The organism is Allobosea vaviloviae (assembly GCF_001298265.1).
Lineage (GTDB): Bacteria > Pseudomonadota > Alphaproteobacteria > Rhizobiales > Beijerinckiaceae > Allobosea > Allobosea vaviloviae_B.
In genome coordinates this window covers 248,984-274,993 of record NZ_LGSZ01000022.1, presented here as the reverse complement: position 1 = coordinate 274,993, position 26,010 = coordinate 248,984, and the positions used below count along the sequence as shown (strand labels likewise).

The 26,010-nt window shown below is 66.5% G+C and carries 22 protein-coding genes; 1 reads left to right on the top strand and 21 read right to left on the bottom strand.

Annotation, left to right across the window (positions count from 1 at the left end; all coding sequences use genetic code 11):
• Positions 1–82 precede the first annotated feature (82 nt).
• Positions 83–1,072, top strand: a complete 990-nt coding sequence (locus AE618_RS05165; protein ID WP_054207953.1) for a Bug family tripartite tricarboxylate transporter substrate binding protein — start codon at positions 83–85, stop codon at positions 1,070–1,072.
• Between the two features lie 27 nt (positions 1,073–1,099).
• On the opposite strand, the gene lpxB is transcribed toward AE618_RS05165, so the two are convergent.
• The 21 genes from lpxB to proS form a co-directional block, all read right to left on the bottom strand.
• Positions 1,100–2,272 (bottom strand): lipid-A-disaccharide synthase, encoded by a 1,173-nt coding sequence (gene lpxB / locus AE618_RS05160; RefSeq protein ID WP_054207952.1) that lies wholly within the window; start codon positions 2,270–2,272, stop codon positions 1,100–1,102.
• Complete coding sequence (locus AE618_RS05155; RefSeq protein WP_082364999.1) at positions 2,269–3,120, bottom strand: LpxI family protein; 852 nt, start codon at positions 3,118–3,120, stop codon at positions 2,269–2,271. The genes lpxB and AE618_RS05155 overlap by 4 nt, the downstream gene beginning before the upstream one ends.
• A gap of 23 nt (positions 3,121–3,143) precedes the next feature.
• Positions 3,144–3,953, bottom strand: coding sequence for an acyl-ACP--UDP-N-acetylglucosamine O-acyltransferase (gene lpxA, locus AE618_RS05150; RefSeq protein ID WP_054207950.1), 810 nt, complete (start codon positions 3,951–3,953; stop codon positions 3,144–3,146).
• Between the two features lie 45 nt (positions 3,954–3,998).
• Positions 3,999–4,457 carry a 3-hydroxyacyl-ACP dehydratase FabZ gene (gene fabZ / locus AE618_RS05145; protein ID WP_054207949.1) on the bottom strand — a complete coding sequence of 153 codons (459 nt, stop codon included), beginning with the start codon at positions 4,455–4,457 and terminating at the stop codon, positions 3,999–4,001.
• 187 nt (positions 4,458–4,644) lie between these two features.
• The gene (gene lpxD, locus AE618_RS05140; RefSeq protein ID WP_054207948.1) at positions 4,645–5,700 is read right to left on the bottom strand and encodes a UDP-3-O-(3-hydroxymyristoyl)glucosamine N-acyltransferase; all 1,056 of its coding nucleotides are present in this window, start codon (positions 5,698–5,700) and stop codon (positions 4,645–4,647) included.
• A 40-nt stretch (positions 5,701–5,740) separates the two neighbouring features.
• The gene (bamA, locus tag AE618_RS05135) at positions 5,741–8,257 is read right to left on the bottom strand and encodes an outer membrane protein assembly factor BamA (RefSeq protein WP_054207947.1); all 2,517 of its coding nucleotides are present in this window, start codon (positions 8,255–8,257) and stop codon (positions 5,741–5,743) included.
• 338 nt (positions 8,258–8,595) lie between these two features.
• Positions 8,596–9,747 carry an RIP metalloprotease RseP gene (gene rseP / locus AE618_RS05130; RefSeq protein WP_054207946.1) on the bottom strand — a complete coding sequence of 384 codons (1,152 nt, stop codon included), beginning with the start codon at positions 9,745–9,747 and terminating at the stop codon, positions 8,596–8,598.
• 23 nt (positions 9,748–9,770) lie between these two features.
• The gene (dxr, locus tag AE618_RS05125) at positions 9,771–10,949 is read right to left on the bottom strand and encodes a 1-deoxy-D-xylulose-5-phosphate reductoisomerase (protein ID WP_054207945.1); all 1,179 of its coding nucleotides are present in this window, start codon (positions 10,947–10,949) and stop codon (positions 9,771–9,773) included.
• A gap of 7 nt (positions 10,950–10,956) precedes the next feature.
• A complete protein-coding gene (locus tag AE618_RS05120; protein WP_054207944.1) occupies positions 10,957–11,751 on the bottom strand; it encodes a phosphatidate cytidylyltransferase in 795 nt (264 codons plus the stop codon).
• Between the two features lie 50 nt (positions 11,752–11,801).
• Positions 11,802–12,560, bottom strand: a complete 759-nt coding sequence (locus AE618_RS05115) for an isoprenyl transferase (RefSeq protein ID WP_054207943.1) — start codon at positions 12,558–12,560, stop codon at positions 11,802–11,804.
• Between the two features lie 78 nt (positions 12,561–12,638).
• Positions 12,639–13,202: a ribosome recycling factor gene (frr, locus tag AE618_RS05110; RefSeq protein ID WP_054208023.1), complete on the bottom strand. Its 564-nt coding sequence runs from the start codon at positions 13,200–13,202 to the stop codon at positions 12,639–12,641.
• Positions 13,203–13,425: 223 nt separating this feature from the next.
• Positions 13,426–14,133: a UMP kinase gene (gene pyrH, locus AE618_RS05105; RefSeq protein ID WP_054207942.1), complete on the bottom strand. Its 708-nt coding sequence runs from the start codon at positions 14,131–14,133 to the stop codon at positions 13,426–13,428.
• A 106-nt stretch (positions 14,134–14,239) separates the two neighbouring features.
• Positions 14,240–15,163, bottom strand: coding sequence for a translation elongation factor Ts (gene tsf / locus AE618_RS05100; protein WP_054207941.1), 924 nt, complete (start codon positions 15,161–15,163; stop codon positions 14,240–14,242).
• Between the two features lie 190 nt (positions 15,164–15,353).
• Positions 15,354–16,391 carry a 30S ribosomal protein S2 gene (locus AE618_RS05095; RefSeq protein WP_054207940.1) on the bottom strand — a complete coding sequence of 346 codons (1,038 nt, stop codon included), beginning with the start codon at positions 16,389–16,391 and terminating at the stop codon, positions 15,354–15,356.
• A gap of 189 nt (positions 16,392–16,580) precedes the next feature.
• Positions 16,581–17,303, bottom strand: coding sequence for an FkbM family methyltransferase (locus tag AE618_RS05090; RefSeq protein WP_156330107.1), 723 nt, complete (start codon positions 17,301–17,303; stop codon positions 16,581–16,583).
• Positions 17,304–17,587: 284 nt separating this feature from the next.
• A complete protein-coding gene (locus AE618_RS05085; protein WP_054207938.1) occupies positions 17,588–17,959 on the bottom strand; it encodes a VOC family protein in 372 nt (123 codons plus the stop codon).
• 69 nt (positions 17,960–18,028) lie between these two features.
• Positions 18,029–18,721 carry a helix-turn-helix transcriptional regulator gene (locus AE618_RS05080; RefSeq protein WP_054207937.1) on the bottom strand — a complete coding sequence of 231 codons (693 nt, stop codon included), beginning with the start codon at positions 18,719–18,721 and terminating at the stop codon, positions 18,029–18,031.
• Between the two features lie 43 nt (positions 18,722–18,764).
• Complete coding sequence (dnaE, locus tag AE618_RS05075) at positions 18,765–22,238, bottom strand: DNA polymerase III subunit alpha (protein WP_054208022.1); 3,474 nt, start codon at positions 22,236–22,238, stop codon at positions 18,765–18,767.
• A gap of 381 nt (positions 22,239–22,619) precedes the next feature.
• Positions 22,620–23,318 (bottom strand): ABC transporter ATP-binding protein, encoded by a 699-nt coding sequence (locus AE618_RS05070; protein WP_054207936.1) that lies wholly within the window; start codon positions 23,316–23,318, stop codon positions 22,620–22,622.
• A 5-nt stretch (positions 23,319–23,323) separates the two neighbouring features.
• A complete protein-coding gene (locus AE618_RS05065; RefSeq protein WP_054207935.1) occupies positions 23,324–24,622 on the bottom strand; it encodes a lipoprotein-releasing ABC transporter permease subunit in 1,299 nt (432 codons plus the stop codon).
• Entirely contained in the window at positions 24,619–25,950 is a 1,332-nt protein-coding gene (gene proS, locus AE618_RS05060) for a proline--tRNA ligase (protein WP_054207934.1), read from the bottom strand. The genes AE618_RS05065 and proS overlap by 4 nt, the downstream gene beginning before the upstream one ends.
• Positions 25,951–26,010: the final 60 nt, after the last annotated feature.

Genomic DNA, 26,010 nt, shown 5'->3' with positions numbered 1-26,010 from the left:
GTCTCGGATCATTGAGACGATGGCGGGCAATGGCCGCGCCACGTATCGCGCTAGAGTCGCAAAAGCATCTGGAGGAAAGAGCTTGTCCCAGTCCCACGATCTGAACCGGCGCGGCTTCCTGGCCGGCGCATCCGCACTGACCCTTGCCGGTGGCGCGGCCCATGCGCAGGCCGCCTTCCCCACCCGCCCGATCACCCTGGTCGTTCCGTTCGCCGCCGGTGGCTCGACCGATATCGTCGCCCGCCTCGTCGGCCAGAAGATGACCGAGCTCCTCGGCCAGTCGGTCGTGATCGAGAACCGCGGCGGCGCCGGCGGCAATGTCGGTTCGACAGCCGTCGCCCGCGCCACGCCGGATGGCTACACGATCCTGATGGGCACGATCTCGACCCACGCCCTCAACCCGGCGATCCTGAAGACGGTGACCTTCGATGCGGTGAAGGATTTCACGCCGATCTCGCTGCTTGCGCTCGTGCCGAACGTCATGGTGGTGCATCCGAGCTTCCCCGCCAAGACGGTCAAGGAGGTGCTCGAGGTGCTGAGGGCCAATCCCGGCAAGTACTCCTACGCCTCGTCGGGGGTTGGCACGCCGCTGCATCTCTCGGGCGAACTGTTCAAGTCGCTCGGCAAGGTCGAGATGAACCATGTGCCCTATCGCGGCGCAGGTCCGGCGCTGAACGATGTCGTCTCCGGCGCGGTGCCGATCATGTTCGACAACCTCCCGTCCTCGGCCCAGTTCATCCGCGGCGGCCAGCTGCGCGCGATCGGCGTCACCACCAAGGAGCGCGTCTCGTCCTTCCCCGAACTGCCCACGATCGCCGAAGGCGGGCTCGGCGGATACGAGACCTATACCTGGAATGCGCTGTTCGGCCCCGCCAAGATGCCGGCCGACATCGTCGCCAGGCTGAACAAGGCGGCCAATGACGCGCTCAAGGACGCGAATGTGAAGAAGCGCCTCAACGATGTCAGCGCCGAGATCGTCGGCTCGACTCCGGAGGCACTCGGCGAGCACGTCAAGGTCGAACTGGCCAAATGGGCGCCGATCGCCAAAGCGTCCGGCGCCGTGGTGGAGTGACGCGCCGACTGTGCCGAGCCGGCCGGATCAGGCCGGCCGGGTTGCGACCAATGTCAGCGCGGCCTCGACCGCGTTGGCGGCCGGGCTCGCCCCGGCCGATTTCATGATGGTTTCGACCTCGGCGAAGCCTTCGAGCTGCCGCTGGCGCTCCGGCCCGTCCGTCAGGGCCGCGAGAAGATTCAGGCTCAATGCGTCGGGTGTCGCATCGTCCTGGATGAACTCCGGCACGACGCTGCGGCCCAGGATCAGATTGGGCAGGATCACGCTCGGCAACTTGATCAGGCGCCGCGCGATGGCAGCTTCCCAGCTGGCGCCGCGATAGGCCGCAACCGTCGGCACCTGCGCCAGCGCGAGTTCGAGCGTCACGGTTCCCGATGCCGCCAGCGCTGCTCGGGCGACGCGGAAGGCAGCAAGCTTTTCAGCCTCGCCGACGACGATGTCGGGCTGAACGGCCCAGTTTCGTGTCGCCTGCCCAATCTCCTCGCGCAGATGCGAGACCGCGGGCAGCAGAATGCGCGCGTCCGGACGCACCGCGGCGATCCGCACGACTGCTTCGCCGAAGACCGGCAGCAGGTGGCGGATCTCCGAACGCCGGCTCCCAGGCAGGATCAGCACCACGGGAGCCGCAACATCGGCCCGGATCGCCGCCTCGCGCGCATCGGGCCGCAAGGTTGGTAGCCGTTCGATCAGGGGATGGCCGACATAGATCGTCCTGGGGCCGTGCAGGCGCTCCAATGCCGCCGGCTCGAAGGGCAGCAGCGCCAGGATGCGGTCGACATGAGGCGCCATGCGCCGCGCCCGGCCGGAGCGCCAGGCCCAGACGCTGGGGCAGACCCAATGGGCGATCGGGATTGACGGCGCCCTGGCGCGGACTTTCTTCGCGACGCGCAGGCAGAAATCCGGCGCATCGATCGTCAGCAACAGATCGGGCGCAAAGTCTGCGATGCCGCGGGCTGCGTCCTCCATGCGGCGCAGCAGCAATGGCAGTCGCGCGACCACCGGACCAAAGCCCATCACGGCGATATCGGCCTGCGGGAAGAGCGGGACCATCCCTGCTGCGATCAACGCCTCGCCGCCCACGCCCGTTAAAACGAGTTCGCGGTCGCCGAGCCTTTCCCGGAGGCTTTCGAGAAAGCGCAGTGCCAGCGCATCGCCCGAGGCCTCGCCCGCCACAAGCGCGAGGCGGAAGGGCGGGCTCACGCCTTGTCCCCCGCCATGGCGACGCCTTCGATGAACAGCCCGGCCTTGTCGGCAAGCCTGGCGATCTCCACAGCATCGCCGACCAGCACGCGCCCTGCCCGCAATCCGATGCCCGACAGCCCGGCGGCCGCGACATGGCGCAGCGTTTGCGGGCCGATCGCCGGCATGTCGACCCGCAGATCCTGGCCGTCCTTGGGCGCCTTGACCAAAACGCCGTCGCCCTTGGCGATCTTCAGACGCCCCGAGGCGATCATGTCGCCGACGCGGCGGATCATGGCATCGGTGCCTTCGGCGGCTTCGATCGCGACGACGCGATGGTCCGCGATGATCGCGGCCTGCCCGACATCGAAGGGCGAGAGCGCAGCCAAAAGCTCGAAGCCCCGAGTCATGAGCTCCCTCTGCGAGGGGGAGGCCGACTTTCGGCCGAGCGGGCCTGGCGGGGCCGTCATCTCCGGTCCGATATCGGCCGGGCCATGGACGGTGAAGCCCTGCCCCTCGAAGAACGCCACGACGCCGCGCAGCAGATGATCGTCCCCGCCCCGGAATGCGCGGGCGAAATGCGGCAGATATTTCAGCGTCGAGGCTTCCGGCCGCAAGCCGGCGAAACTCGGACGCGGCAGGCTGCCAATCAGGACGAGGTCCGCAATCTCGCGCCGGCGCAGCTCCTCCAGCAGGCGGCCGAGTTGTCCCAGGCGATAGCTGCACAGATCGGCCTGCCCGAAGGCCGACGGATCGGCGGCGCCGTCAAGCGCCGCGATGAAGACCGGCCGGCCGCTTGCAGCAGCCAATTCGGCAAGGCGCGGCGGAAAGTCGCCTGCGCCCGCGATGATCGCGAGAGGACCACGCATGGCGGCAGAGGCTCGATCAGCGCTCACCGATCCGGCGCATTGACGTCATGGGGCACGCAGATCGCACGCTCGCCGCCGACCCGGATGAAGTCGAGGATTTCGTGGATCAGCGGATGCGCCGCGAACTCGCTGGCGACATCCTCGACGCGCTCAGACAAGGTGCCCTCATCGGCAAAAAGCAGGCGGTACGCACGGCGCAATTCGTGGATCTGCTCGCGCGTGAAGCCGCGACGGCGCAAACCCACAAGGTTGAGCCCGGCGAGATGGGCCGGATTGTCGCGCACCATGCCGAAGGGGATGACGTCGTGCATCACGCCGGCACCGCCGCCGATGAAGGCGTGGTCGCCGACGCGGATGAACTGGTGCAGGCCGGTGCCGCCCCCAACGATGACGAAATTGCCGACCTTCACATGGCCGGCGCACATCACATTGTTCGAGAAGATGACGTTGTCGCCGATCGAGGTGTCATGCGCGACATGGGAGTTGGCGAGGAAGAAGCAGCGATCGCCGATCGTCGTCGTCATCCCGCCGCCCTCGGTGCCGGGGTTCATCGTGACGCCCTCGCGGATCAGGCAATCGATGCCGATCGTCAGGGTCGAGGGCTCGCCCTTGTACTTCACGTCCTGCGGCGGGTGGCCGATCGAGGCGAACGGGTAGATCTTGGTACGGGCGCCGACCGTGGTGCGCCCGGCGATCGCGACATGGCTGATGAGTTCGACGCCTTCGGCCAGCACGACATCGGGCCCGACGGTGCAGAACGGGCCGATCGTCACGCCGTCGCCGATGCGCGCGGCCGGATCGACGACCGACATCGGGTGAATGCTCGAACTCATGGCCGTAAACTCATGCAATCAGGAAACATTTGGCTCGTCATCGGGTCAGACGACCATGGCCGAGAGATCGGCCTCGGCGACGAGCACGCCCTCGACGCGGGCTTCGCCTCGGTAGAACCAGATGTTGCGCTTGCGCGCGACCTTGGTGAGATGAAAGCGCAGCGTGTCGCCCGGCACGACCGGCTTGCGGAACTTGGCTTTGTCGATCGTCGTGAACAGCACCGTGCTGACCGCTGGATCGGCCTCGCCGCGCGAGCTGACGACGAGCACGCCGGCCGTCTGCGCCATGGCCTCGATCATCAGGACGCCCGGGAAAACCGGCCGCCCCGGAAAATGGCCGGTGAACTGCGGCTCGTTGACCGTCACGTTCTTGATGCCGATGCCGGATTCATCGCCGTTCATCTCGACGACACGGTCGACGAGGAGAAACGGGTAGCGGTGCGGAATGCAGGCCATGATTTTCTGGATGTCGGCCACACCCAGGGCCGTCGTCGCCTCGGTCATCGTATCTTCTCTCCCGTGCGCGCCGTCCGTGCGGCTGCATCATCGTTCCGTTCTAGCGGCGTCATCGCAGGACGCCAACACTCCCGAGCATACCGATTGGCGCGCTCGTCGCATCGGTACGGTTGACGGAACGCGAAACGAAAAGGGGCGCGCACGGGCCGCTTGCGGCCGCACGCAAACGCCGAGTTCAGCCTTCCGTCCGGCCCTTGCCGCGATTGGCGACCAGCGACTTCAGCAGCGCGCTTTCGCGTGCCCAGCTCAGGGCGGGCTGGGCCGGATAGCCGCCATAGCGCGCGCCACGCGGAATGTCGCCGGCAACGCCGCTCTGTGCGGCAACCTGCGCGCCCATGCCGACCGTCAGGTGCCCGGCGAGGCCAACCTGACCACCGAGCACGACGAAATCCTCCAGCGTCGTCGATCCGGCGATGCCGACCTGGGAAACGATGACGCAATGGCGCCCGACGACGACATTATGGCCGATCTGGACGAGGTTATCGATCTTGGTGCCCTCGCCGATCACCGTGTCGCGGCTGGCGCCCCGGTCGATGCAGGTGTTGGCGCCGATCTCGACATCGTCCTGGATGATGACGCGCCCGATCTGCGGCACCTTCATATGGCCGCGCGGACTCATGGCGAAGCCGAAGCCATCCTGCCCGATGCGGACGCCGGGATGGATGATGACGCGGTTGCCGATCAACGCGGCCTGCAGCGTGCAGCCTGCGCCGATCGAACAGTCGCGGCCGATGCGGACCTGCGGGCCGATGACGGCATGCGATGCGATCACGGTGCCGGAACCGATCTCGGCCCCCGGGCCGATGACGGCGCCCGGATCGACCGTGACCCCAGCTTCCAGGACAGCGGTTGCATGAACGAAGGCGCCCGGCGCCACGCCCTGCGAGCCGAAGACGGAACCCGGCTTCAGCGCCGCGGGAAAGAAGCGGGCCAGAACCTTGGCGAAGGCATGATAGGGCGCAGGCGATACGAGCGCCGTGGTGCCGGCGGGAACACGTTCGGCAAAGCGGGCCGAGACCAGGCAAAGCCCCGCCGAGGTCGCGGCGAGAGCCTGCGTGTATTTGGGGTTGTCCATATAGGCGATGTCGCCCGGGCCGGCGTTCTCGAGCGCAGCGGCTCCGGTGATCGCGCGCGTCGGATCGACGCCTTCAGGCAGCGTTGCGCCCGAAATGGCAGCGACCTCGCCGAAATCGAGCGAGGTCGCGATGGGGAAAAACTGCGGGTCTGACATCGGTTTTGTCCGGAGCGGGGTGCGGAGGCACCCCGCCTCGTCAGAAGCGGGTGCCACCCGAGAAGCGGAAGGCCTGGGTGCGGTCGCCACCGTACTTGGCGGTGATGGCCTGGCCGTTGATGATCGCCGTGCCGTACTGACCGTCGTCCTTCGACAACGCATAGGCGTAGTCGAAGCGGATCGGACCGAGCGGCGACTGCCAAAGAAGGCTGACGCCGACCGACGAGCGGATGATGTTCTTATCACGCACGCAGGCCACGTTCGTCTGGTAGGGCGACGAGGTCGCAACGTTGAACTGTCGCGCCGACGCACCCGCCGGGCAGCCCGCGAAGGCCGTGGCATTGCCGCCGTCGTAATTGAACAACGTACCGGCATCGGCAAAGAGCGCACCGCGAAGACCCAGGTCACGCGGCAGGCCCCAGATCGGGAACTGCACCTCGAGCGACCCACCGAAATAGGTCGTACCGCCGAGCGCGTTGGCCGTCGGGTCGTTCAGAACGTCGCGCGGGCCGATACCCGATGGCGCGAAGCCGCGCACCAGTGTCGGTCCGAGGAAGTAGTGGTCGATCATGCGCAGATCGCCGCTGGTGGCCTGGACGTGACCGCCCTGGACACGGACGAAACCGACCACGTCGTCGAAGATTTCCTTGTAGTAGCGCGCATCGGCTGCGACGCGAAGGAACTTCGAATCACCGCCCAAACCGGCAAATTCCGGCTTGATCTCAGCGATGAAGCCGTTGCGCGGGTTCTGGAAGCTGTCGAGCGAGTTGTAGTTGAAGCCAAGCCCAACCAGCGAGGTCAATGTCGTCCCGGCCGCTTCCTTGACCGCAATCGTCGCCTCGCCATTGCTCAGGCAGTTATAGACGTTTGTTGCAGCGATCGCGCCGGCAGTACCGGGCGTCACACCCGCGAGCGGCACCGAACAGTCGTTATAGGGACGCTCGGCATCGTTCCGGATCTCGATCTCCGTGCTGTAGATCGAGTAGCGCGGGGTGATCGAGAACTCTTCCGTGATCGGGAAGGTCAGGCGAACCGTGCCGCCGTTGACGCGGCTTTCGAAGCGTCCGGTGTTGTAGTTGTCGCTGAACTTCGAGAACAGGTCGAAGCCCGCCGCGATGCGGCGACCGAGGAAATAAGGCTCGGTGAAGGAGAAATCGACGCCCTGGGTCCGCTGGCCGAGCGTGCCCGCGATGCGGACGAACTGGCCGCGGCCGAGGAAGTTCGACTCCGACAGCGAGACCTCACCGATGACGCCGTCCGAGGTCGAGTAGCCACCCGCGATCGAGAACGAGCCCGTCGCCTTGTCCTCGACATCGATGTTGACCACGACGCGATCGGGGGCGGAGCCCGGCTCGTTGGTGATGCGGACCTTGTTGAAGAAGCCGAGATTGTTCAGGCGCCGCTCGGCGCGATCGACGAACACCTTGTTGTAGGCATCGCCCTCGCCGAGATCGAGCTCGCGACGCACGACATAATCGCGCGTGCGGGTGTTGCCGCGCACGTTGATGCGCTCGACATAAACCCGCGGACCCTCGTCGACGACATAGGTGATGCCGATCAGGCGGCCGGCAGAATCCCGGTCGCCGCGCGGGCGAACCTGGGCAAACGCATGGCCGCGGCGCGAAACCTCGGTCGTCAGGTTGACGAGCGACTTCTCGACGGCTTCTGCATTGTAGGTGTCGCCGGCCGAGGTGACGACGTAGCTCTGAAGCAGGGCGGGATCGATGCCGCGCAGGGTCGAATCAACAGCGACATTGCCGACCTTGTACTGCGGCCCTTCGTCGACGGTGACGTCGATGACCCAACCGCCCGCGGTTTCGTCGAAGCGGGCGGTGTTGCCGACGATCTGGAAGTCGGCATAGCCGTTCTTCAGGTAGAACCGGCGGATCAGTTCGAGATCGGAGGTGATGCGATCGGGGTCGTAAACGTCGGACGTCTTGATCCAGCTTAGGAAGTTCGATTCGGTCGAACTCATCAACCCGCGCAGGCGGCCAGAGGAATAGACGCCGTTGCCAGCGAAATTGATCGACTTGATGCCGGTCTTGCCGCTCTCGTTGATCGTGAAGACCACGTCCGAGCGGCCGTTCGGCAGCGGCGCAATGCGGCCGCTGACCGAGGACAGACCATAGCCGGCGCGGCGATAGACTTCCTTCAGGCGGGCGACGTCGGAATCGATCAGCGCCTGGCTCATCGGGCCGCCGGCCTTCGACTGAACCTGCTGCAGCAGGACGTCGCTCTTCAGGCGGCGATTGCCTTCGAAGGCGACGCGGTTGATGGCGTCGTTTTCCTGAACCGAGATGACGGTCTGCGCGCCACGGCGGCTGACCTGCACATTGGTGAACAGGCCGGTCGCGAGAAGATTCTGGCGAATCTCCTGCGGCGCGTTCTGTCCCGCGGCGTAGGAGCGGATCGTCTCCGCATCGACGCGTCGGTTGCCCTGGACAATCACAGCCTGCGCGAACGCCACGCCGCCGCTAACGGCCAGCATGAAGGCCGAAAGTCCGACTGATCGAGAGAGCCGCGCTCTGAAGGTCCGGCTCTTTTGGGTCGACGTCATCGGGTCGCCTATTCCATTTTCTCAGGTCACCACCCCATAAAGGGGGCCACCACCTTGGGGCAGGGGCACGGAGACATTGCAGTCCATTCGCTTCTACAAAGTTTCCCGCAGGGTGCAAACCGGCATTGTCGTTAACAAAATATTTTTAGCCCCCTCGTTGCCGTCAGGCCACGCGTCGTGCCGCGATTTTGCCGCAAAGTAGGGCCGATTTCGCGCGGAAAACAGGTCGACCGCTCAGACGCGCGGGCTCCGCAACATTCGCTTGCAGCGCCACATTCGCTAAAATTGCGCGCCATCCGTTAATGCCGCGCGCCCTCTCAGGGCCGCCTCGACACGGCTCAAAGCAGCGAGCGGACGTGAACGATGTCGTTCCAGGTGACGAACAGCATCAGCATCAGCACGAGGCCCAGCCCGACACGAAAGCCGATTTCCTGCGCGCGCTCGCTGAGAGGCCGGCCGCGCAGCGCCTCGATGGCATAAAAGAGGAGATGGCCACCGTCGAGCATCGGAACGGGGAAGAGATTCATCAGCCCGATCGAGACCGACAGGATCGCGGCAAGGTTGATCAGGCCGAGCAGGCCGGCGTTGGTCGCGACAAGCCCCGAGACCTGCGCGATCCGAATCGGACCGGAGAGCTGATCGACCGATTCCCGGCCGCTGACCAGTTTCGCGATATAGTCGTAGGTCCGCTCGACGACGTACCAGGTCTCGCTGACGCCGACCTTGGCCGATTCGACCAGGCCGAAATGCTGGGTCTTCCAGTCGCTGGCCTGGCGCGAAGCCTGGATGCCGAGCACGCCGATGCGCTGCTTGCCCACCGGCGTGGTCTGCTCGACGAGCGCCGGCGTCACCGGCAGCGTCACCGTGCCGCTCGCCCGCTCGACCACGACCGACAGCGTCTCGTTGGGGCGCACCGAGATCGCCCGCTGCATGTCGGAGAAGCTGCCGATCGGATGCCCATCGATCGAAACCACGAGGTCTCCGGCGAGAAGCCCGCCGCGTTCGGCTGCGCTGCCCGCCACGACCTGATCGATGCGCGGGGCGAGCACGGGCTTGCCGAAGATATAGACCGTGGCGCCGAAGATCAGGATCGCGAGCAGGAAATTGGCGATCGGGCCGGCGGCGACGATGGCGGCGCGCTCGCCGATCGACTGCGCCGGGAAGGAGCGCTCGCGCTGCAGCGCGGTCATGGCCTGGAGCTCGTCGGAATCGGTGGTCGAGGAGGTGGCGTCGGAGTCGCCGGAGAATTTGACGTAGCCGCCGAGCGGGATCGCCGCGAATCTCCAGCGCGTCCCGTGCTTGTCATTGAAGCCGAAGAGCTCGCGGCCGAAGCCGATCGAGAACACCTTCACATCGACCCCGCACCAGCGGGCGACGAGGAAATGCCCGAGCTCGTGGACGAACACCACAACCGTCAGGACGAACAGGAAGGGCACGATATAGCCGAGCAGGAACGCGCCGGCGTTCCAGAGTGTCGCCACGAAATCCATTACCGTCTCCCAATCCGTCTGCCTTAGGTGACAGCGAAGGGCGCCCGCGACAAGAGCGCCCGCGCGCGGTTTCTCGCCTCATGGTCAATGGCGAGCGCGGCGGCGACATCCGAAGGTGCCGCGGCATCCGGCGCCGCGCTGGCGCAGACGGCCTCGACCAGCGCCGCGATGCCGGGGAAGGCGATGGCCCCTTCGAGATAGGCCGCGACCGCAACCTCGTTGGCCGCGTTCAGGATGGCGGGCATGGCGCCGCCCGCGCCCAAGGCCGCGATGGCGAGCCCGAGCGCCGGGAAGCGCAGGAGGTCAGGGCGCTCGAAGGTCAGCGGCGCGGTCAGCGCCAGATCGAGGAAGCGCGCGGCCGGTGCGTCCAGCCTGCCATCGACGCCGAGGCAATGGGCGGCGGCGACGCGCATGTCGGGCAGGGCCATGCCGGCGCTGACGGAGCCGTCGCGGAAGGTCACGAGGCCATGGACGAGCTGCTGCGGATGGACCAGCACCTCGAGCTGCCCGGGCTCCAGGCCGAACAGGAAGCAGGCCTCGATCAGTTCCAGCCCCTTGTTCATCATGCTGGCGGAGTCGATCGAAATCTTGGCGCCCATCGCATAGTTGGGGTGAGCCAGAGCCTGTTCCGGCCGGGCCACGGCGATCTCAGCCGCGCTCCAGGTTCGGAACGGCCCGCCCGACGCCGTCAGCGTCATGCTGCGGATGGCGGAGATCGGCTCGGTGCCGAGCACCTGGAACAGCGCGTTATGCTCGGAATCGAGTGGCAGGATGCGGGCTCCGACCGCCTTGGCCCGCGCCATCACGGCCGCTCCGGCGCAGACGAGGCTCTCCTTGTTGGCCAGCGCCACGACCCTCCCGGGCGTCAGCGCCGCGAAGGTCGCCTCGAGCCCGGCAGCCCCCGAAATCGCGCTGACGACGATGTCGCTCTCCATCGCGACAGCATCGAGCACGGCCTGGCGCCCTGCCCCACAGGCGATACCGGTTCCCGCCAGAGCCTGCGCCAGTGCCGGCCCCGCGCCGGCATCGGCCAGGGCGGCGAAGGAGGCACCGGTCTCGATCGCGACGCGTGCAAGCGCCTGCGCATCACGTCCCGCGACGACGACGCCGATGCGCAGCCGCTGCGGATTTTCAGCCACGACATCGCGTGTCGATTTGCCGATGGAGCCTGTCGCTCCCAGAAGCGTAACGGTGCGGAGCATGCGTGGTTCAGAGTCCGGGGCGGGTCAGGAACAGCACCGCGCCGGCGAAGACGAGCACCGCCCAATAACCGTCGAGCCGATCGAGAAAGCCGCCATGGCCGGGAATGAGCCTGCTCGAATCCTTGACGCCGAAGCGGCGCTTCAGGCTCGATTCGAACAGATCGCCCATCTGGCTGAAGACGGACGCCGCCAGCGACCCGGCGACGACCAAAGCCGGGCCGACGAGCGGCACTGCGGCAGGCGTCAGCGCCCAGACGACGTAACCGCCGAGCGTGCCCGCAATCGTTCCGCCGATCGCCCCGGACCATGTCTTGCCTGGGCTGACGCTCGGCATCAACTTCGGCCCACCGAGACGGCGGCCGGTGAAATAAGCCGCGATGTCGGTGAACCAGACGACGGCAAAGCTCCAGATGATGACGGCCAGGCCGAGCTCGGGAAGCGAGCGCAGCGCAGGCGCGATCAGCGCGAAGGCCAGCGCGTAGGCCATGCCGCAGGCTTCGAGCGCGAGCCGGCCCCTGACGAAGGGCGTGGCAATGGCGCCGGTCAATGCCGCGGCGGCCGCGACGCCCGCCAGCGCCGCCTGGTTTATCGGGGAGACGCCGAGGACAAAGCCGGCCACGACGACACCGATGCCGGCGGCCACCGCGTTGCCGCGTTGAACCATCGCCAGCCATTCATAGGCGACGAACCCGGCGACCAGCACCCAGACGATCCGAAACGGCCAGCCGCCCCATGCCGTCGCGAGCAAAATCGCGCCGGCAAGGACGAGCGCGGAGATGATCCTGAGCCGCAGCTCGCTCACTGGTCCCGCCTTGCCGGGACCGGCTTCGGGCCCGCCGGGGGGCTTTTGGGTCACGCTGCGCCTGCCGCGCGGTCTGCCGGCTCAGACAGGCCGCCGAAGCGCCGCTCGCGGCGCCGATATTCGGCCAGGGCCTCCTCGAAGGCGGCGCGGTCGAAATCGGGCCAGAGCACGGGTGTGAAGACGAATTCGGCATAGGCCGCCTGCCAGAGCAGGAAGTTCGAAATGCGCGTCTCACCCGAGGTGCGGATCACCAGCTCGGGATCGGGCAGATCGGCGGTATCGAGACGCGAGGCCAGCATCGCCTCGTCGATCGCGGCGGCATCGAGCCGGCCGGCGGCCGCGTCGGTCGCAAGCTGGCGCGCCGCGCGGACGATCTCGTCGCGTGAGCCGTAGTTGAAGGCGACGACCAAGGTCATGCGGGTGTTGTCGCGGGTCACCGTCTCGGCATGCTCGATCAGACGGCGAATGTCGGGGGCGAGGTCATCGCGCCCGCCGATGATGCGCACGCGCACGCCGGCGGCATGAAGCTCGCCGAGATCCTTCTCGACGAACCGTTTCAGCAGGCCGAGTAGGAATGAGACCTCTGTCGCCGGCCGGCGCCAGTTCTCGGTCGAGAATGAGTAGAGCGTCAAAATCCGGACACCGAGTTCGCCGGCGTTCCTGACCGCGGCGCGCAGGGCCTCGAGCCCGCGCCGGTGGCCCTCCTGGCGCGGCAGGCCGCGCATCTGCGCCCAGCGGCCATTGCCGTCCATGATGATGGCGACATGGCCGGGATTGGCGGCTTGTCCCGGGCGTTGGCCTGCTGACATTCTTTTGTATGCCTTGTTCGGCCTGGCGCCGATGATCTCGCGCGGAGCAACCTTGCGCAGGATACCGCGCCGACGGCGTCAGACGCTCAGGATTTCCTTTTCCTTGGTCGCAAGCGCCTGGTCGATCTCGGAGATGTGCTGGTCGGTGGCCTTCTGGACGAGATCGGACTGGCGCGTCACGTCGTCCTTGGTGAAGGCGCCATCTTTCTCGACCTTCTTGATGATGTCGATGGCGTCGCGGCGGACATGGCGGACCGCAATCTTCGACTCCTCGGCATATTTATGCGCGACCTTGACCATCTCCTTGCGGCGCTGCTCGTTCAGCTCGGGGATGCGGATGCGCAGGACCTGGCCTTCGGTCTGCGGGTTCAGGCCGAGATCGGATTCGCGGATCGCCTTCTCGACCGGGCCAACCATGCTGCGGTCCCAGACCTGCACGCTGAGCAGGCGGGCTTCAGGCACGCTGACGGTCGCGAGCTGGGCAAGCGGCTGGCGCGCGCCATAGGCCTCGACCTGGATCGGGTCGAGCATGTTGGCGGAGGCGCGGCCCGAGCGCAGGGAGGCCAAATCGCCCTTGAAGGACTGGAGCGCGCCCTGCATGCGGCGCTTCACGTCGTCGAGATCGAATGTCGTCTGGGCCATCGTCTTCAAGACCTTGAACTGGTGCATCGCACGAAAAGCGAAATCCCGGCTTTCCGCCAGCAACGATGCGACTTCGGTGTTGCATTCCCGGGCGTTACGTAACCGGGCGCGACCATGGCGGGGGGGCCGGCCAGGGTCAAGAACATCATAGCGCTAGAGCAGGCGCGAAAAAGTGGGAACCGGCTTTTCGCTCCAATCCTGCTCGAACTCCATGATAAGAGCCTTACGGCGTCACATAGGTTGCCCTGCCCTCGCCGCGCAGCACGGCGGCAAGCATGCCGGCTTCCGCGATCGAGAACACCACGATGGTCAGCCCGGCATCGCGCGCCAGCGCGAAGGCTGCGGTATCCATGACTTTGAGGTCGCGCTTGATGGCGTCCTCATGGGTCAGCGTGTCGTAGCGGGTGGCGGCCGGATCCTTCTTGGGATCGGCGGAATAGACGCCGTCGACCTGCGTCGCCTTGAGCAGATGGCTGCAGCCGAGTTCGGCCGCGCGCAGGGCTGCGCCCGTATCGGTGGTGAAATAGGGATTGCCGGTGCCGCCACCCAGCACGACGACCTTACCGTTGGTGAGGTGGTCGAGCGCGCGCTTGCGGGCGTAGCTCTCGCAGAGAGAAGGCATCGGCACGGCCGACATCGCGCGCGCCGGGGCGCCGGCGCTCTCGATCGCATGCTCGAGCGCGAGCGCGTTCATCACGGTGCCGAGCATGCCGATCGAATCGGCGCTGGTGCGGTCGAGCCCCTTGGTCAGGCCCTGGACGCCACGGAAGAAATTTCCGCCGCCGACGACGATCGCGATCTCGACGCCCTCGCGCGAGGCGTTCGAGATGTCGGCGGCAAGCGCGGTCAGCGTGCCACCATCGAGGCCATATCCTGCTTGTCCCGCAAGGGCTTCGCCGGAGAGCTTCACCAGAACGCGCTTGGGTCTCACCGGCTTTACTCCATGCTTTCAAGCGGTACGATTCGGCACCCGCGTGGCCTTCTTACAAAAAAGGCCGCGCAGGGCGCGGCCTTTTTCTCATTCATCACCGCCAGGCTCAGCCCGTGGTGCCGCCGGCAGCGGCGACCTCGGCGGCAAAATCGGTCTCTTCCTTCTCGATGCCCTCGCCGAGCGCATAGCGGGCGAAGCCGGTAAGCTTCACCGGCGCGCCGACCTTGCCCTCGAGTTCCTTGAGAACCTGGCCGACCGACTTCGAGCCGTCATGGATGTAGGACTGCTCGAGCAGGCAGTATTCCTTGGCGTAGCTCTTCAGGCCGCTCTCGGTGATCTTCTCGAGCACATGGGCGGGCTTGCCGGCGTTCTTCTCGGCGAGGATCGCCTTTTCGCGCTCCAGCACCTCGGGGGCGACCGAGGCGAGGTCGAGCGCGACGGGGTTGGTCGCGGCGACATGCATGGCGAGCTGGCGGCCGAGCGTGGCGAGCTCATCGGTATTGCCGGTCGATTCCAGCGCGACGATGACGCCGATCTTGCCGAGCCCATCGGCGACCGCGCCGTGGACATAGGTGCCGATCAAGCCGGCCGAGACCTTGAGCTGCGCGACGCGGCGCAGGTTCATGTTCTCGCCGATGGTGGCGATCGCGTTGGCGATGGCATCCTTGACCGTGCCGCCGCCCGGATAATGATGGGCGAGGACCGCCTCGGCGTCGCCGCCGCGCTCCAGCGCGACATTGGCGATGCCATGGGCCAGGCCCTGGAATTCAAGGTTGCGGGCGACGAAATCGGTCTCGGAATTGAGCTCGATGACAACGCCGGCATGGCCCGACACCGCCACGGCGACGAGGCCCTCGGCAGCGACGCGGTCGGCCTTCTTGGCGGCCTTGGCGAGGCCCTTGGTGCGCAGCCAGTCGATCGCAGCCTCGATGTCGCCATCGACGGCGGTGAGCGCGGTCTTGCAGTCCATCATGCCCGCGCCGGTCTTGTCGCGGAGTTCCTTCACCAATGCGGCGGTGATCGCAGCCATCTTTGTCGTCCTCGTCTGTCGTGCGGCGCCAGGCACTCAGGCCAGCCGCGTCATCCCGTCGACCCATCCCCTATCGGGAAACGCCGACGTTCCGTTTCCGGCCGTCGGCGCTGGTCGTATTGATCAAAGTCGAATTTCAGCAACCGGATTGCGACGCGCCGATGACGCGCCGCGCTCCGTTTTGCCATCGTCAGGCGTCGGCGAGCTCGCGCGACTGGGCGACCCAGCCGTCACGCTCGATGCGGCCGGCAAGCTTCAGGTCCTGATCGACCTTGGTCACGTCGGCAGGCGTCATCGCGGCGAACTGCCAGAAGTGGAACAGGCCGCCATCGTTGAGCTTCTGCACGAGCTCGGGACCCATGCCCTGAAGCTTCATCAGGTCGTCCGGGGCGCCGCGCGGCGCGGTCAGAAGCTCGAAGGCGGGGCCGGCATCGGCAGCGGCCGGCTCGGCAGCAGCGGCCTCGGCGATTACCGGGAGAAGGGCCTCCTCAATGATCACCGGAGCCTCGGCAGCGCCGAGATCGATGCCATGGTCACCCGAGGCGCGCGAGATGCCGTCGATGGCCGAGCGGGCAACCAGATCGCAATAGAGCTGGATGGCGCGGCCGGCGTCGTCATTGGCGGGCACCGGGAAGGTGATGCCATCCGGATCCGAGTTCGAGTCGATGATGGCTGCGACCGGGATGCCGAGGCGCTGGGCCTCCTTGATCGCGAGCGCTTCCTTGTTGGTGTCGATGACGAAGATCATGTCGGGCGTGCCGCCCATGTCCTTGATGCCGCCGAGCGCCTTCTCGAGCTTGTCGCGCTCGCGGGCGAGCATCAGGCGCTCCTTCTTGGTCAGACCGGTGCCGCCGCCGCTGAGCAGCTCGTCGACCTTGCGCAGGCGCTGGATCGAGGCGGAGATGGTCTTCCAGTTGGTCAGCATGCCGCCGAGCCAACGCGAATTCACGTAATACTGGGCCGAACGCTTGGCCGCATCGGCGATGGCGTCCTGCGCCTGGCGCTTGGTGCCGACGAAGAGAACGCGGCCGCCGCGGGCGACGGTATCCGACACCGCCTGCAGAGCGCGCGAAAGCATCGGCACCGACTGCGAGAGGTCGAGGATGTGGATGTTGTTGCGCGTGCCGAAGATGTAGGGCGACATCTTCGGGTTCCAGCGATGCGACTGGTGACCGAAATGCGCACCCGCCTCGAGGAGCTGGCGCATGGAGAAATCTGGCAGTGCCATCGTCTTTACGTCCTTACCGGTTGAGCCTCTGGGGTGCGAATAACCGAGCATGAGCTGCAAGGTCACCGGAACGCCTCAGGATATGAGACGGTGCTCCCCATGTGGGATGGGCTGCGCCATACAGGGGATGGCGTAGGAATGCAAGGCGCGGTGCGCCGTGCATCTCACCGAATTCGGATTGCCGCAGCCCTACCTCCCGGCGGCGCGCGTCATCCGCGTCATGCCCTTGCGGGCGGCGAACATGCGGCCATAGACGTCACCGGCAAGATCCGGACGGTAGCAGCGCTGTTCGAGCAGCGGGTCCCAGATATGCTCGACGGTGTCGATCAGGTCGAAATCGGCGCTCAGGCGGGCCGCAAGCTGATCGCGATTCCTGCGGTTCTGATACTCCAGCAGCACCAGCGAGGTTTTCGACAGGTCGATCGAGTCGAGCACGTCGCCCTCACCGCCTTCGATGTCGATCTTGACGATGTCCGCCGATGGCAGGCTGGCGGGATCGACGACCGCGACCTCGTAGCGCTCGACCATGGCGCCATCGACGAAGGTGTCGCCCGCGTAGGAGGCCAGCCCGGATTCGCCGTCGCCGGCAAAGCGGCTGACGAAGCTCGCGGTCTTCGCGCCGCCTGGAAACAGCGCGGCATTGACTGCCACGATGTCGCGGCGCTGGTGCGTGTTGCGCTTCAGCAGTTCGAAGGTGCCGGGATGGGGCTCATAGGAGGTGACCAGACAGCCCGGCCAGCGCGCCGTCGCCCAGAGCGCGAAGGAGCCGACATTGGCGCCGATATCGAGAATATCGAGGCCGACGCCATCAAACCCGGTCTCGTACTCGCCCTCGAGGACGTCCTTGATCGCCCAGTACATGGCATCGGGCACGGCGAGGCTCATCGGGATGTGTGCGACGTAGTGCTTCACGGCTGCCCCCCGGCATCGACGTCGCGGCCCGCCATGGTGGCAGAACCGGACGTCTCTCCGTCAGAATGCATTGCCGGCTGCCCCGCACAAGGGCGGAGCAGGCGATTTCAGCGCAACCCCGCACTCACGACGCCCGGCGCCGCCCGCACTGCATCGGCGATCTGCTGGTTGACCAGGTGGCGGCCGGGCAGCTCGATCTCGACCTCCGGGCGCCGTGATTGACGATCATCACCACGGCAACCTTACCCTCGGCCTCCAGAACGTCGCCCGGCCCCGGGGGCCGGTCACCCTTGCGAAGGGCAGAAGACACGTAGCCTGTGGCCGTCTGGATCGAGCGCCACGAAGGTCCGGCCGAAATCGAGGTCCGTGGGGGCCTGCAGGATCGAGAGGCCGCGCGCGATCCAGTCGGCATGCGTCGCATCGACCGTGGCGGCATCCGACACCGTCATGGCGATCTCGGCTCCGCCGCCCGCGGCCTTGGCGGCCGGCTCGACGGTGTGGCGCGACCAGAGGCCGAGCATGAGGCCCGAGGGCAATGAAAGCATCGCGAAGGTCGGCGATTCCTCGATCGGCTCGCGCCCGAGCAAAGCGGCATAGAAGCGCGCGCTCGCGGCGGGGCTGTCGACATAAAGAAGCACGAAATGGGCGTCGAACATGGGTCTCTCCTGCTGGGTTGTGATGCGGAGAGACTAGAATCAGATGCTGCCAATTTCCGGCAGCGTCGATCACGCAGGCGGCGGGATGCCCTCGCGTTCGCGCCACTCCTTCAGCAGAACCTGACGCCGTCGCGGATAGCGGATGTCCAATGGCGTCATCGTCGCAATCCGGTCGGCGCGAAAGCTTCGAAAATCCTGGCGCAGTTCGCACCAGCCCAGCACGACGCGGACATGGTCGAAGAAGCCCAGAGCGAACGGCCAGATCGTGCGCTGCGTCCGCGCATCGCGGCCATCGGCATAGACCAGCGACAGCTTGCGCTCGGCCCGGATCGCCTTGCGCACGGCTGCGAGGTCGATGTCGCCGCCGGCGAGCGACGTGCCGGGCCCGACGATCAACGCCGAGGTCTCGGTGCTGTCACGCAAATCCCCCGGCAGGACCGCCGCGATCTTGGCAATGGCGTCACGGGCCGCCGCACCGAGGCGATCATCGGCGCGTTCGGCAACCCAGCGGGAGCCGAGCACCAGCGCCTCGATCTCGTCCTCGGTGAACATCAGCGGCGGCAGCATGAAGCCGGGCTTGAGCACATAGCCCAGCCCGGGCTCGCCCTCGATCGGCGCGCCCTGCCCCTGCAGCGTCGCGATATCGCGGTAGAGCGTGCGGATGCTGACGCCGGTTTCCTGCGCGAGCCTGCGGCCGCTGACCGGACGACGATGACGGCGCAGCACCTGGACGAGATCGAGAAGGCGCTCGGATCGCGACACGGACAGCCTCCCGATTCAGCCTCGAGCCCGTCCCCGCCCGGGCTCAGCGCAACTCGACGCTGACCACGCCCGGTGCCGCCCTGACCGCATTGGCGATCTGCTGGTTGACCGGGTAGCGGCCGGGCAGCTCGATCTCGACCTCCTGGGCGCCGTCGTTGAGGATCATGACCAGCGCGATCTTGCCGTCGGCCTTGATGCCGTCACCCCGTGGCCGGACGCGCTCGGCGATGGAGGCCAGCGCCTTGTCGTCGCGCAGATAGACCAGGAGATCCTGCTTCTGGCGCGCAGCGAGATCGTCCAGCACCTCGACATCCTCGATGCGCGGGCGGACATCGTCGCCGTCAAGCACGGCCGAGAGGCGCAGGACCAGCGCCCTGCCCGGCTCGAGCAGGTCGCGGTAGCGCTGCAACGCTTCCGAGAAGAGGATCGCCTCGAACTGGCCGCTGGGATCGGAGAGGTTGACGATGCCCATCTTGGAGCCGGATTTCGTCCGCCGCTCCGATTTGTCGATGACGGAGACCGCGACCTTGGCGACGCCGGTGCCGTTGGCGCGCACCATCTGCGCGAAGTCGGCGAAGCGCTGCACGCGCAAGCGCTTGAGCACGTGCTCGTAATCGTCGAGCGGATGGCCCGACAGGAAGAAGCCGACGGCGTCGTGCTCCCGCTTGAGGCGTTCGGCCGGGGCCCAGGGCTCGACCGGTGGGATACGGAAGGCCTCCTGCGCCGCACCGCTACCGAAGAAATCGGATTGGCCCGCGGCGGCTTGGTCGCGCGTGCGGTTCGAGAGCGCCAGCATGCCGTCGATCGCGGCCATGGCACGGGCGCGTTCAGGCTCCAGCACGTCCATCGCGCCGGCCGCGATCAGGGCCTCAATGGTGCGGCGGTTGACCAGCCTGGTGTCGATGCGGCGGGCGAAATCGGCGAGGTCCCGAAAATCGCCGCCTGCCCGCCGCGCGGCGACGACCGATTCGACGGCCGCCGTGCCGACGCCCTTGATCGCGCCGAGCGCATAATGGATCGCGCCCTCATGCACGTCGAACTCGACGCCGGAGCGGTTGATCGCGGGCGGCAGGACCTTGATCCCCATGCGCTCGGCATCGCGGCGGAATTCCGAGAGCTTGTCGGTGTTGCCCATGTCGAGCGTCATCGAGGCCGCGAGGAACTCGACCGGGTAATTGGCCTTGAGATAGGCGGTCTGGAAGGCGACGACGGCGTAGGCCGCCGCGTGGCTCTTGTTGAAGCCGTAATCGGCGAACTTCGCCAGAAGATCGAAGATCTCCGATGCGATGTCCTTGGTCATGCCGCCCTCGACGGCTCCGCGCACGAAGCGGTCGCGCTGGGCGTCCATCTCGGCCTTGATCTTCTTGCCCATGGCGCGGCGCAGCAGGTCCGCCTCGCCGAGCGAATAGCCCGAGAGTGCCTGCGCCACCTGCATCACCTGCTCCTGGTAGACGATGATGCCATGTGTCTCCGACAGGATCGGCTCCATCTTGGGATGGAGATAGGTCGGTTCTTCCAGCCCGAGCTTGCGGCGGCAATAGCTGGGGATGTTGTCCATCGGGCCCGGCCGGTAGAGCGCGACGAGCGCGATCAAATCCTCGATCCGGTCGGCCTTCATCTCGACCAGCGCCCGGCGCATGCCCGCGCTTTCCACCTGGAACACGCCAACGACCTCGCCGCGCGCCAGCATCTCGTAGCTCTTGGGATCGTCGAAGGGCAGGCTCGCCAGATCGATCGCGATGCCGCGCTGGGCGATCAGCTTCACCGCTGTCGCCAGCGTCGTCAGGGTCTTGAGGCCGAGGAAGTCGAACTTCACCAGCCCGGCCTGCTCGACCCATTTCATGTTGAACTGGGTAACGCGCATGCCGGTGCGCGGATCGACCGAGAGCGCCACGAGTTCTTCCAGCGGCCTGTCGCCGATGACGACGCCCGCCGCATGGGTCGAGGCGTGTCGATGCAGGCCTTCCAACTTCTGGCCGATTTCGAGCAGGCGCGCGACGATCGGCTCCTCCTCCGCCGCTTGCTGCAGCTTCGGCTCGCCCTCGATGGCGTCCTTGAGCGAGATCGGCTTGGCCGGGTTCTGCGGCACGAGCTTGGTCAGCCGGTCGACCTGGCCGTAGGGCATCTCCAGAACGCGGCCGACGTCGCGCAGCACGCCGCGCGCGAGCAGCGTGCCGAAGGTGATGATCTGGGCCACGCGCCCCTCGCCATAGCGATGCTTGACGTACTCGATCACCTCTTCACGCCGGTTCTGGCAGAAGTCGATGTCGAAGTCCGGCATCGAGACGCGGTCGGGATTGAGGAAGCGCTCGAACAGAAGGCCGAAGCGCAGCGGATCGACGTCGGTGATCGTCAGCGCATAGGCGACGAGAGAGCCCGCGCCCGAGCCACGACCGGGACCGACGGGAATGTCGTGGTCCTTGGCCCATTTGATGAAGTCGGCGACGATCAGGAAGTAGCCCGGGAACTTCATCCGGGTGATGATCGAGAGCTCGAAATCGAGACGCTTCTCGTACTGCTCGACCGTGTATCCCGACGCCGGGCCGTGCTTGGCGAGCCGTGCCACGAGACCGGCCTTTGCCTGCGTCTCCAGTTCCTCCGCCTCGTCGCGGCCCGCCTCGCCGAAGCGTGGCAGGATCGGCTTGCGCAGGCCGACGCGCCAGATGCAGCGCATCGCGATCTCGACAGTGGCCGCCAGCGCCTCGGGCAGATCAGCGAAGCGGCGCTTCATCTCGGCCCGGCTGGCGAAATAATGCTCCGGCGTCACCCGGCGGCGCTCGCCATCCGAGACGAGACGTCCGGCGGCGACGGCGAGCAACGCGTCATGGGCGTCGTAATCGGCGGGCTTGGCGAAGAAGGGTTCGTTGGTCGCGACGATCGCGAGGTCGGACTCATAGGCGAGCGCGAGCAGATGCGCCTCGACGGCGGCATCGCCATCCCCGCCATGGCGCTGGACCTCGACATAGAGCCGGTCGCCAAAGATGGCCGACAGTGCCGCAAGCCGGCTGCGCGCCTGCGGCATCTGGCCGTTGCGAAGTGCGAGATCGACCGGCCCGCCATGGCCGCCAGTGAGCGCGATCAGCCCCTCGTGATGGGAGGCGAGCCGCTGCAGGTTCGAGATCGGCTGGCCCGAGCCGCCGCTGGCGAGCGCGGCCTCCGTGACAAGCTTCATCAGATTGCCGTAGCCGATCTCGTTCATCGCGAGCAGGACGAGATGCGGCGGCACCTGCTGGAGGGTCTTGCGACTGCCCTCGGCCTCATCCGCGAAATCGACCGAGAGCTGGACGCCGACGATCGGCTGGACGCCGACACCGACGAGCTTCTCGGAGAATTCGAGAGCGCCGAACAGGTTGTTGGTGTCGGTCAGCGCCAGTGCCGGCTGGCCGTCGGCGGCGGCCATCTTGGCCAGCGTCCCGACCATCAGGGCACCTTCGAGCAGCGAATAGCTCGAATGGACATGGAGATGGACGAAGCCGACCTCGGACAGGATGCGCGCGTCGTCCGGTTGCCGTGTCATCATCCGCCCTGCGCTGCCCATCGCGACTCGATCCGTCGCCTTCAGGGCCTTTATGGAGCGGGGCAGGCTCCGACGTCCACGACGCCGATCGCCACGCTGTGGATGATCAGACGTTGGGTGCCGAGAGCAGCGCCGCCCAGACCCAGATCATGCCGAGGAAGATCCCAAGCGATGCAATCTCCGCGATACCGGCAGCCAATTTGCGCGCTACGATCATGACCATCTCCTCGTGTTTTTGATATGTTCAAATTAGTTCATGTTTTGTTCTCGTCAATGTCTTTGCGTCAATTGCATGGCACGCATGTCAAGCGCGGTTAACGATCAATGAATCGCGTCGGGACGTCGCGGCTGCGCCCTCGGAGACGTCGCGGGCGGCAGCCCTCAGAGAGGCACCACCAGGCCGTCGCGGATCGTCACCTGACGATCCATCCGGCGCGCGAGATCGAGATTATGGGTCGCGATCAGCGCCGCCAGCCCTGATGCCCGCGCCAGCGCGACCAGCGTGGAGAAGACGTGCAGTGAGGTGTGCGGATCGAGGTTCCCTGTCGGCTCGTCGGCGAGCAGCAGGCGCGGCGTGTTGGCGACAGCCCGGCCGATGGCGACACGCTGCTGCTCGCCGCCGGAGAGTTCGCCCGGCAGATGGTCGAGCCGCTCGCCGAGGCCGAGGAAGGTCAGGAGTTCGGCCGCCCTCTCCTCCGCCAGCCCCTTGGCGAGGCCGCGGATGCGCTGGGGCATGACGACGTTCTCCAGCGCCGTGAATTCCGGCAGCAGGTGATGGGCCTGGTAGACGAAGCCGATCTCGGTCCGGCGCAGGCGCGTGCGGCCCTTGTCGTCCAATTTGGCCGTCGGCAGGCCACCGATGAAGACCTCGCCGCCATCGGGCTTCTCGAGCAGGCCAGCGACGTGCAGCAGGGTCGACTTGCCGGTGCCTGACGGTGCGACGAGCGCGACGAGTTCTCCCGGCCACAGGGCGAAATCCGCCTTGCGCAGGATCTCCAGCGGAGCGTCGGTCTGGGGGTAATGGCGCTCGACCTGGGAGAGGAAGAGCGCCGGTGTCTCGCGGGGCGCAGCGTCGGACATGGACCTCACCCCATCCTGAGAGCCTGGACGGGGTCGAGCCGCGCCGCCTTCCAGGCTGGATAGAGAGTTGCCAGCAGCGACAGGGTCAGCGCCATCGCGACGACGCTGACGACGTCGCCCCAGTCGATGACGGAAGGGATGTCGCTGAGGAAGCGCACGGTCGGGTCCCAGAGATTGGCGCCGGTGAGCCAGTTCAGCGAGGCCATGATCGACTTGATGTTCTTGGCGAAGACGACGCCGAGCCCCAGCCCCGCCAGCGTACCGAAGACGCCGATCGCCGCGCCGGTGATCAGGAAGACGCGCAGCACCGTGCCGCTGGTCGCCCCCATCGTGCGCATGATGGCAATGTCGGCAGTCTTGTCCTTCACCAGCATGATCAGCCCGGAAACGATGTTCAGCGCCGCGACGAGCACGATCAGGGTCAGGATGATGAACATGACGTTGCGCTCGACCTCGAGCGCATTGAAGAAGCTGCGGTTGCGTTGGCGCCAGTCGGAGAGCACGAGCGGTCGCGGTGCGTCGGCCTCGATCGCATCGCGCACGCTTTGCGTCTTGTCGGGATTGTCGACGAAGATCTCGATGACGTTCACATCGCCGTCGCGGTTGAAATAGGCCTGGGCCTCGATGAGCGGCATGTAGACGAAGCTGCCGTCGAACTCGGTCATGCCGATCTCGAAGATCGCCTTGACCGGATAGGCCTTGATGCGCGGCGCCGTGCCGAAAGGCGTGGCGGCGCCCTGCGGCGAGACCAGCGTCATCGAATCACCGGCCTGGATGCCGAGCGAATTGGCGAGCCTGCGACCGATGGCGACGCCCGGGGTTCCGTCGAAGCCGTCGAGCGAGCCCGACTTGATGTTGCCGCCGATGAAGGGGATCGCCTTGATGTCGGCCTCGCGGATGCCGCGCACCAGCACGCCGCCATTGCCGGTCTGCGAGGAGGCCAGCGCCTGCCCTTCCACCAGCGGAATGGCGAGCCTGATGCCAGGAATCGAGCGCAGCCGCTGCGAGACGACGTCGTAATCGTCGAGCGGACGATCGATCGGCGTCGCGAAGATGTGGCCGTTCACGCCGACGATCTTCTCCAGCAGCTCCTTGCGGAAGCCGTTCATCACCGACATCACGATGATCAGCGTGGCGACGCCGAGCAGGATACCGAGGAAGGAAAAGCCGGCGATGACCGAGACGAAGCCCTCGCGACGGCGTGTGCGCAGATAGCGTCCGGCCAGCAGCCATTCGAAGCCGGCGAAGGGGCGCGTGCCCGTCGGGGCTTTGCTGGGCGGCTCCACGCCGGTTGCGACGCTCACGCCGCCTTGCCCTTGAAGCGATCCAGCGCCGCCTCCAGCGAGACGAGTTCGCGTTCGCCACCGGCGCGACGCTTGATCTCGACCTTGCCCTCGGCCAGCCCCTTGGGGCCGACGATGATCTGCCAGGGCACGCCGATCAGGTCGGCAGTGGCGAATTTTCCGCCCGGCCGCGCATCGGTGTCGTCGTAGAGCGCGTCATAGCCCTTCGCCAGTAGCGAGGCGTAGAGCTGCTCGCAGGCGCCGTCGGTGGCCGCGTCGCCGGCCTTGAGGTTGAGGACCGCAACATCGAAGGGCGCGATTTCGTCGGGCCAGACGATGCCGGCGTCGTCATGGCCGGCCTCGATCAGGGCCGCGACCAGGCGGCTGGGGCCGATGCCGTAGGACCCCATGTGGACGGGCGCGTTCTGGCCGTCCGGCCCCTGCACGGTCGCGCCCATGGGCTCCGAGTACTTGGTACCGAAATAGAAGATGTGGCCGACCTCGATGCCGCGCGCCGAGAGCTGCTTGTCTGCGGGAATGGCGTCGTAGGCAGGCTTGTCGTGCATCTCCTCGGTAGCGGCATAGAGGCTCGTCCACTTGTCGACGATGCCCTTCAGCCCCTCGACGCTGTCGAAATCGGTGTCGACCGCGGGCGTTTCGAAATCAAGATAGTCCTTGTGGCAGAAGACCTCGCTCTCGCCGGTGGAGGCCAGCACGATGAACTCGTGGCTGAGGTCGCCGCCGATCGGACCCGTATCGGCCCGCATCGGGATCGCCTTCAGGCCAAGCCTGGCGAAGGTGCGTAGATAGGCGGTGAACATGCGGTTATAGGCGTGGCGAGCCGACTCCTGGTCGACGTCGAACGAATAGGCGTCCTTCATCAGGAACTCGCGGCCGCGCATCACGCCGAAGCGGGGGCGGACCTCGTCGCGGAACTTCCACTGGATGTGGTAGAGGTTCAGCGGCAAGTCCTTGTACGACTTCACATAGGACCGGAAGATGTCGGTGACCATCTCCTCGTTGGTCGGTCCGTAGAGCATCTCGCGGTCGTGCCGGTCCTTGATGCGCAGCATCTCCTTGCCATAGGCGTCGTAGCGCCCGCTCTCGCGCCAGAGATCGGCGGACTGGACCGTCGGCATCAGGATCTCGATCGCACCCGAGCGGTTCTGCTCCTCGCGCACGACATTGCTGATCTTGTTGAGCACCCGCAGGCCGAGCGGCAGCCAGGAATAGATGCCGGCCGATTGCTGACGGATCATCCCGGCGCGCAGCATCAGCCGGTGAGAAACGATTTCGGCTTCCTTGGGCGTGTCGCGCAGGATCGGCAGGAAATAGCGGGAGAGGCGCATGGACAAACTCGAATGGGGGGCGATGCACGGCGGCTGGCGCATCGAGTCACTTGGTCCCAG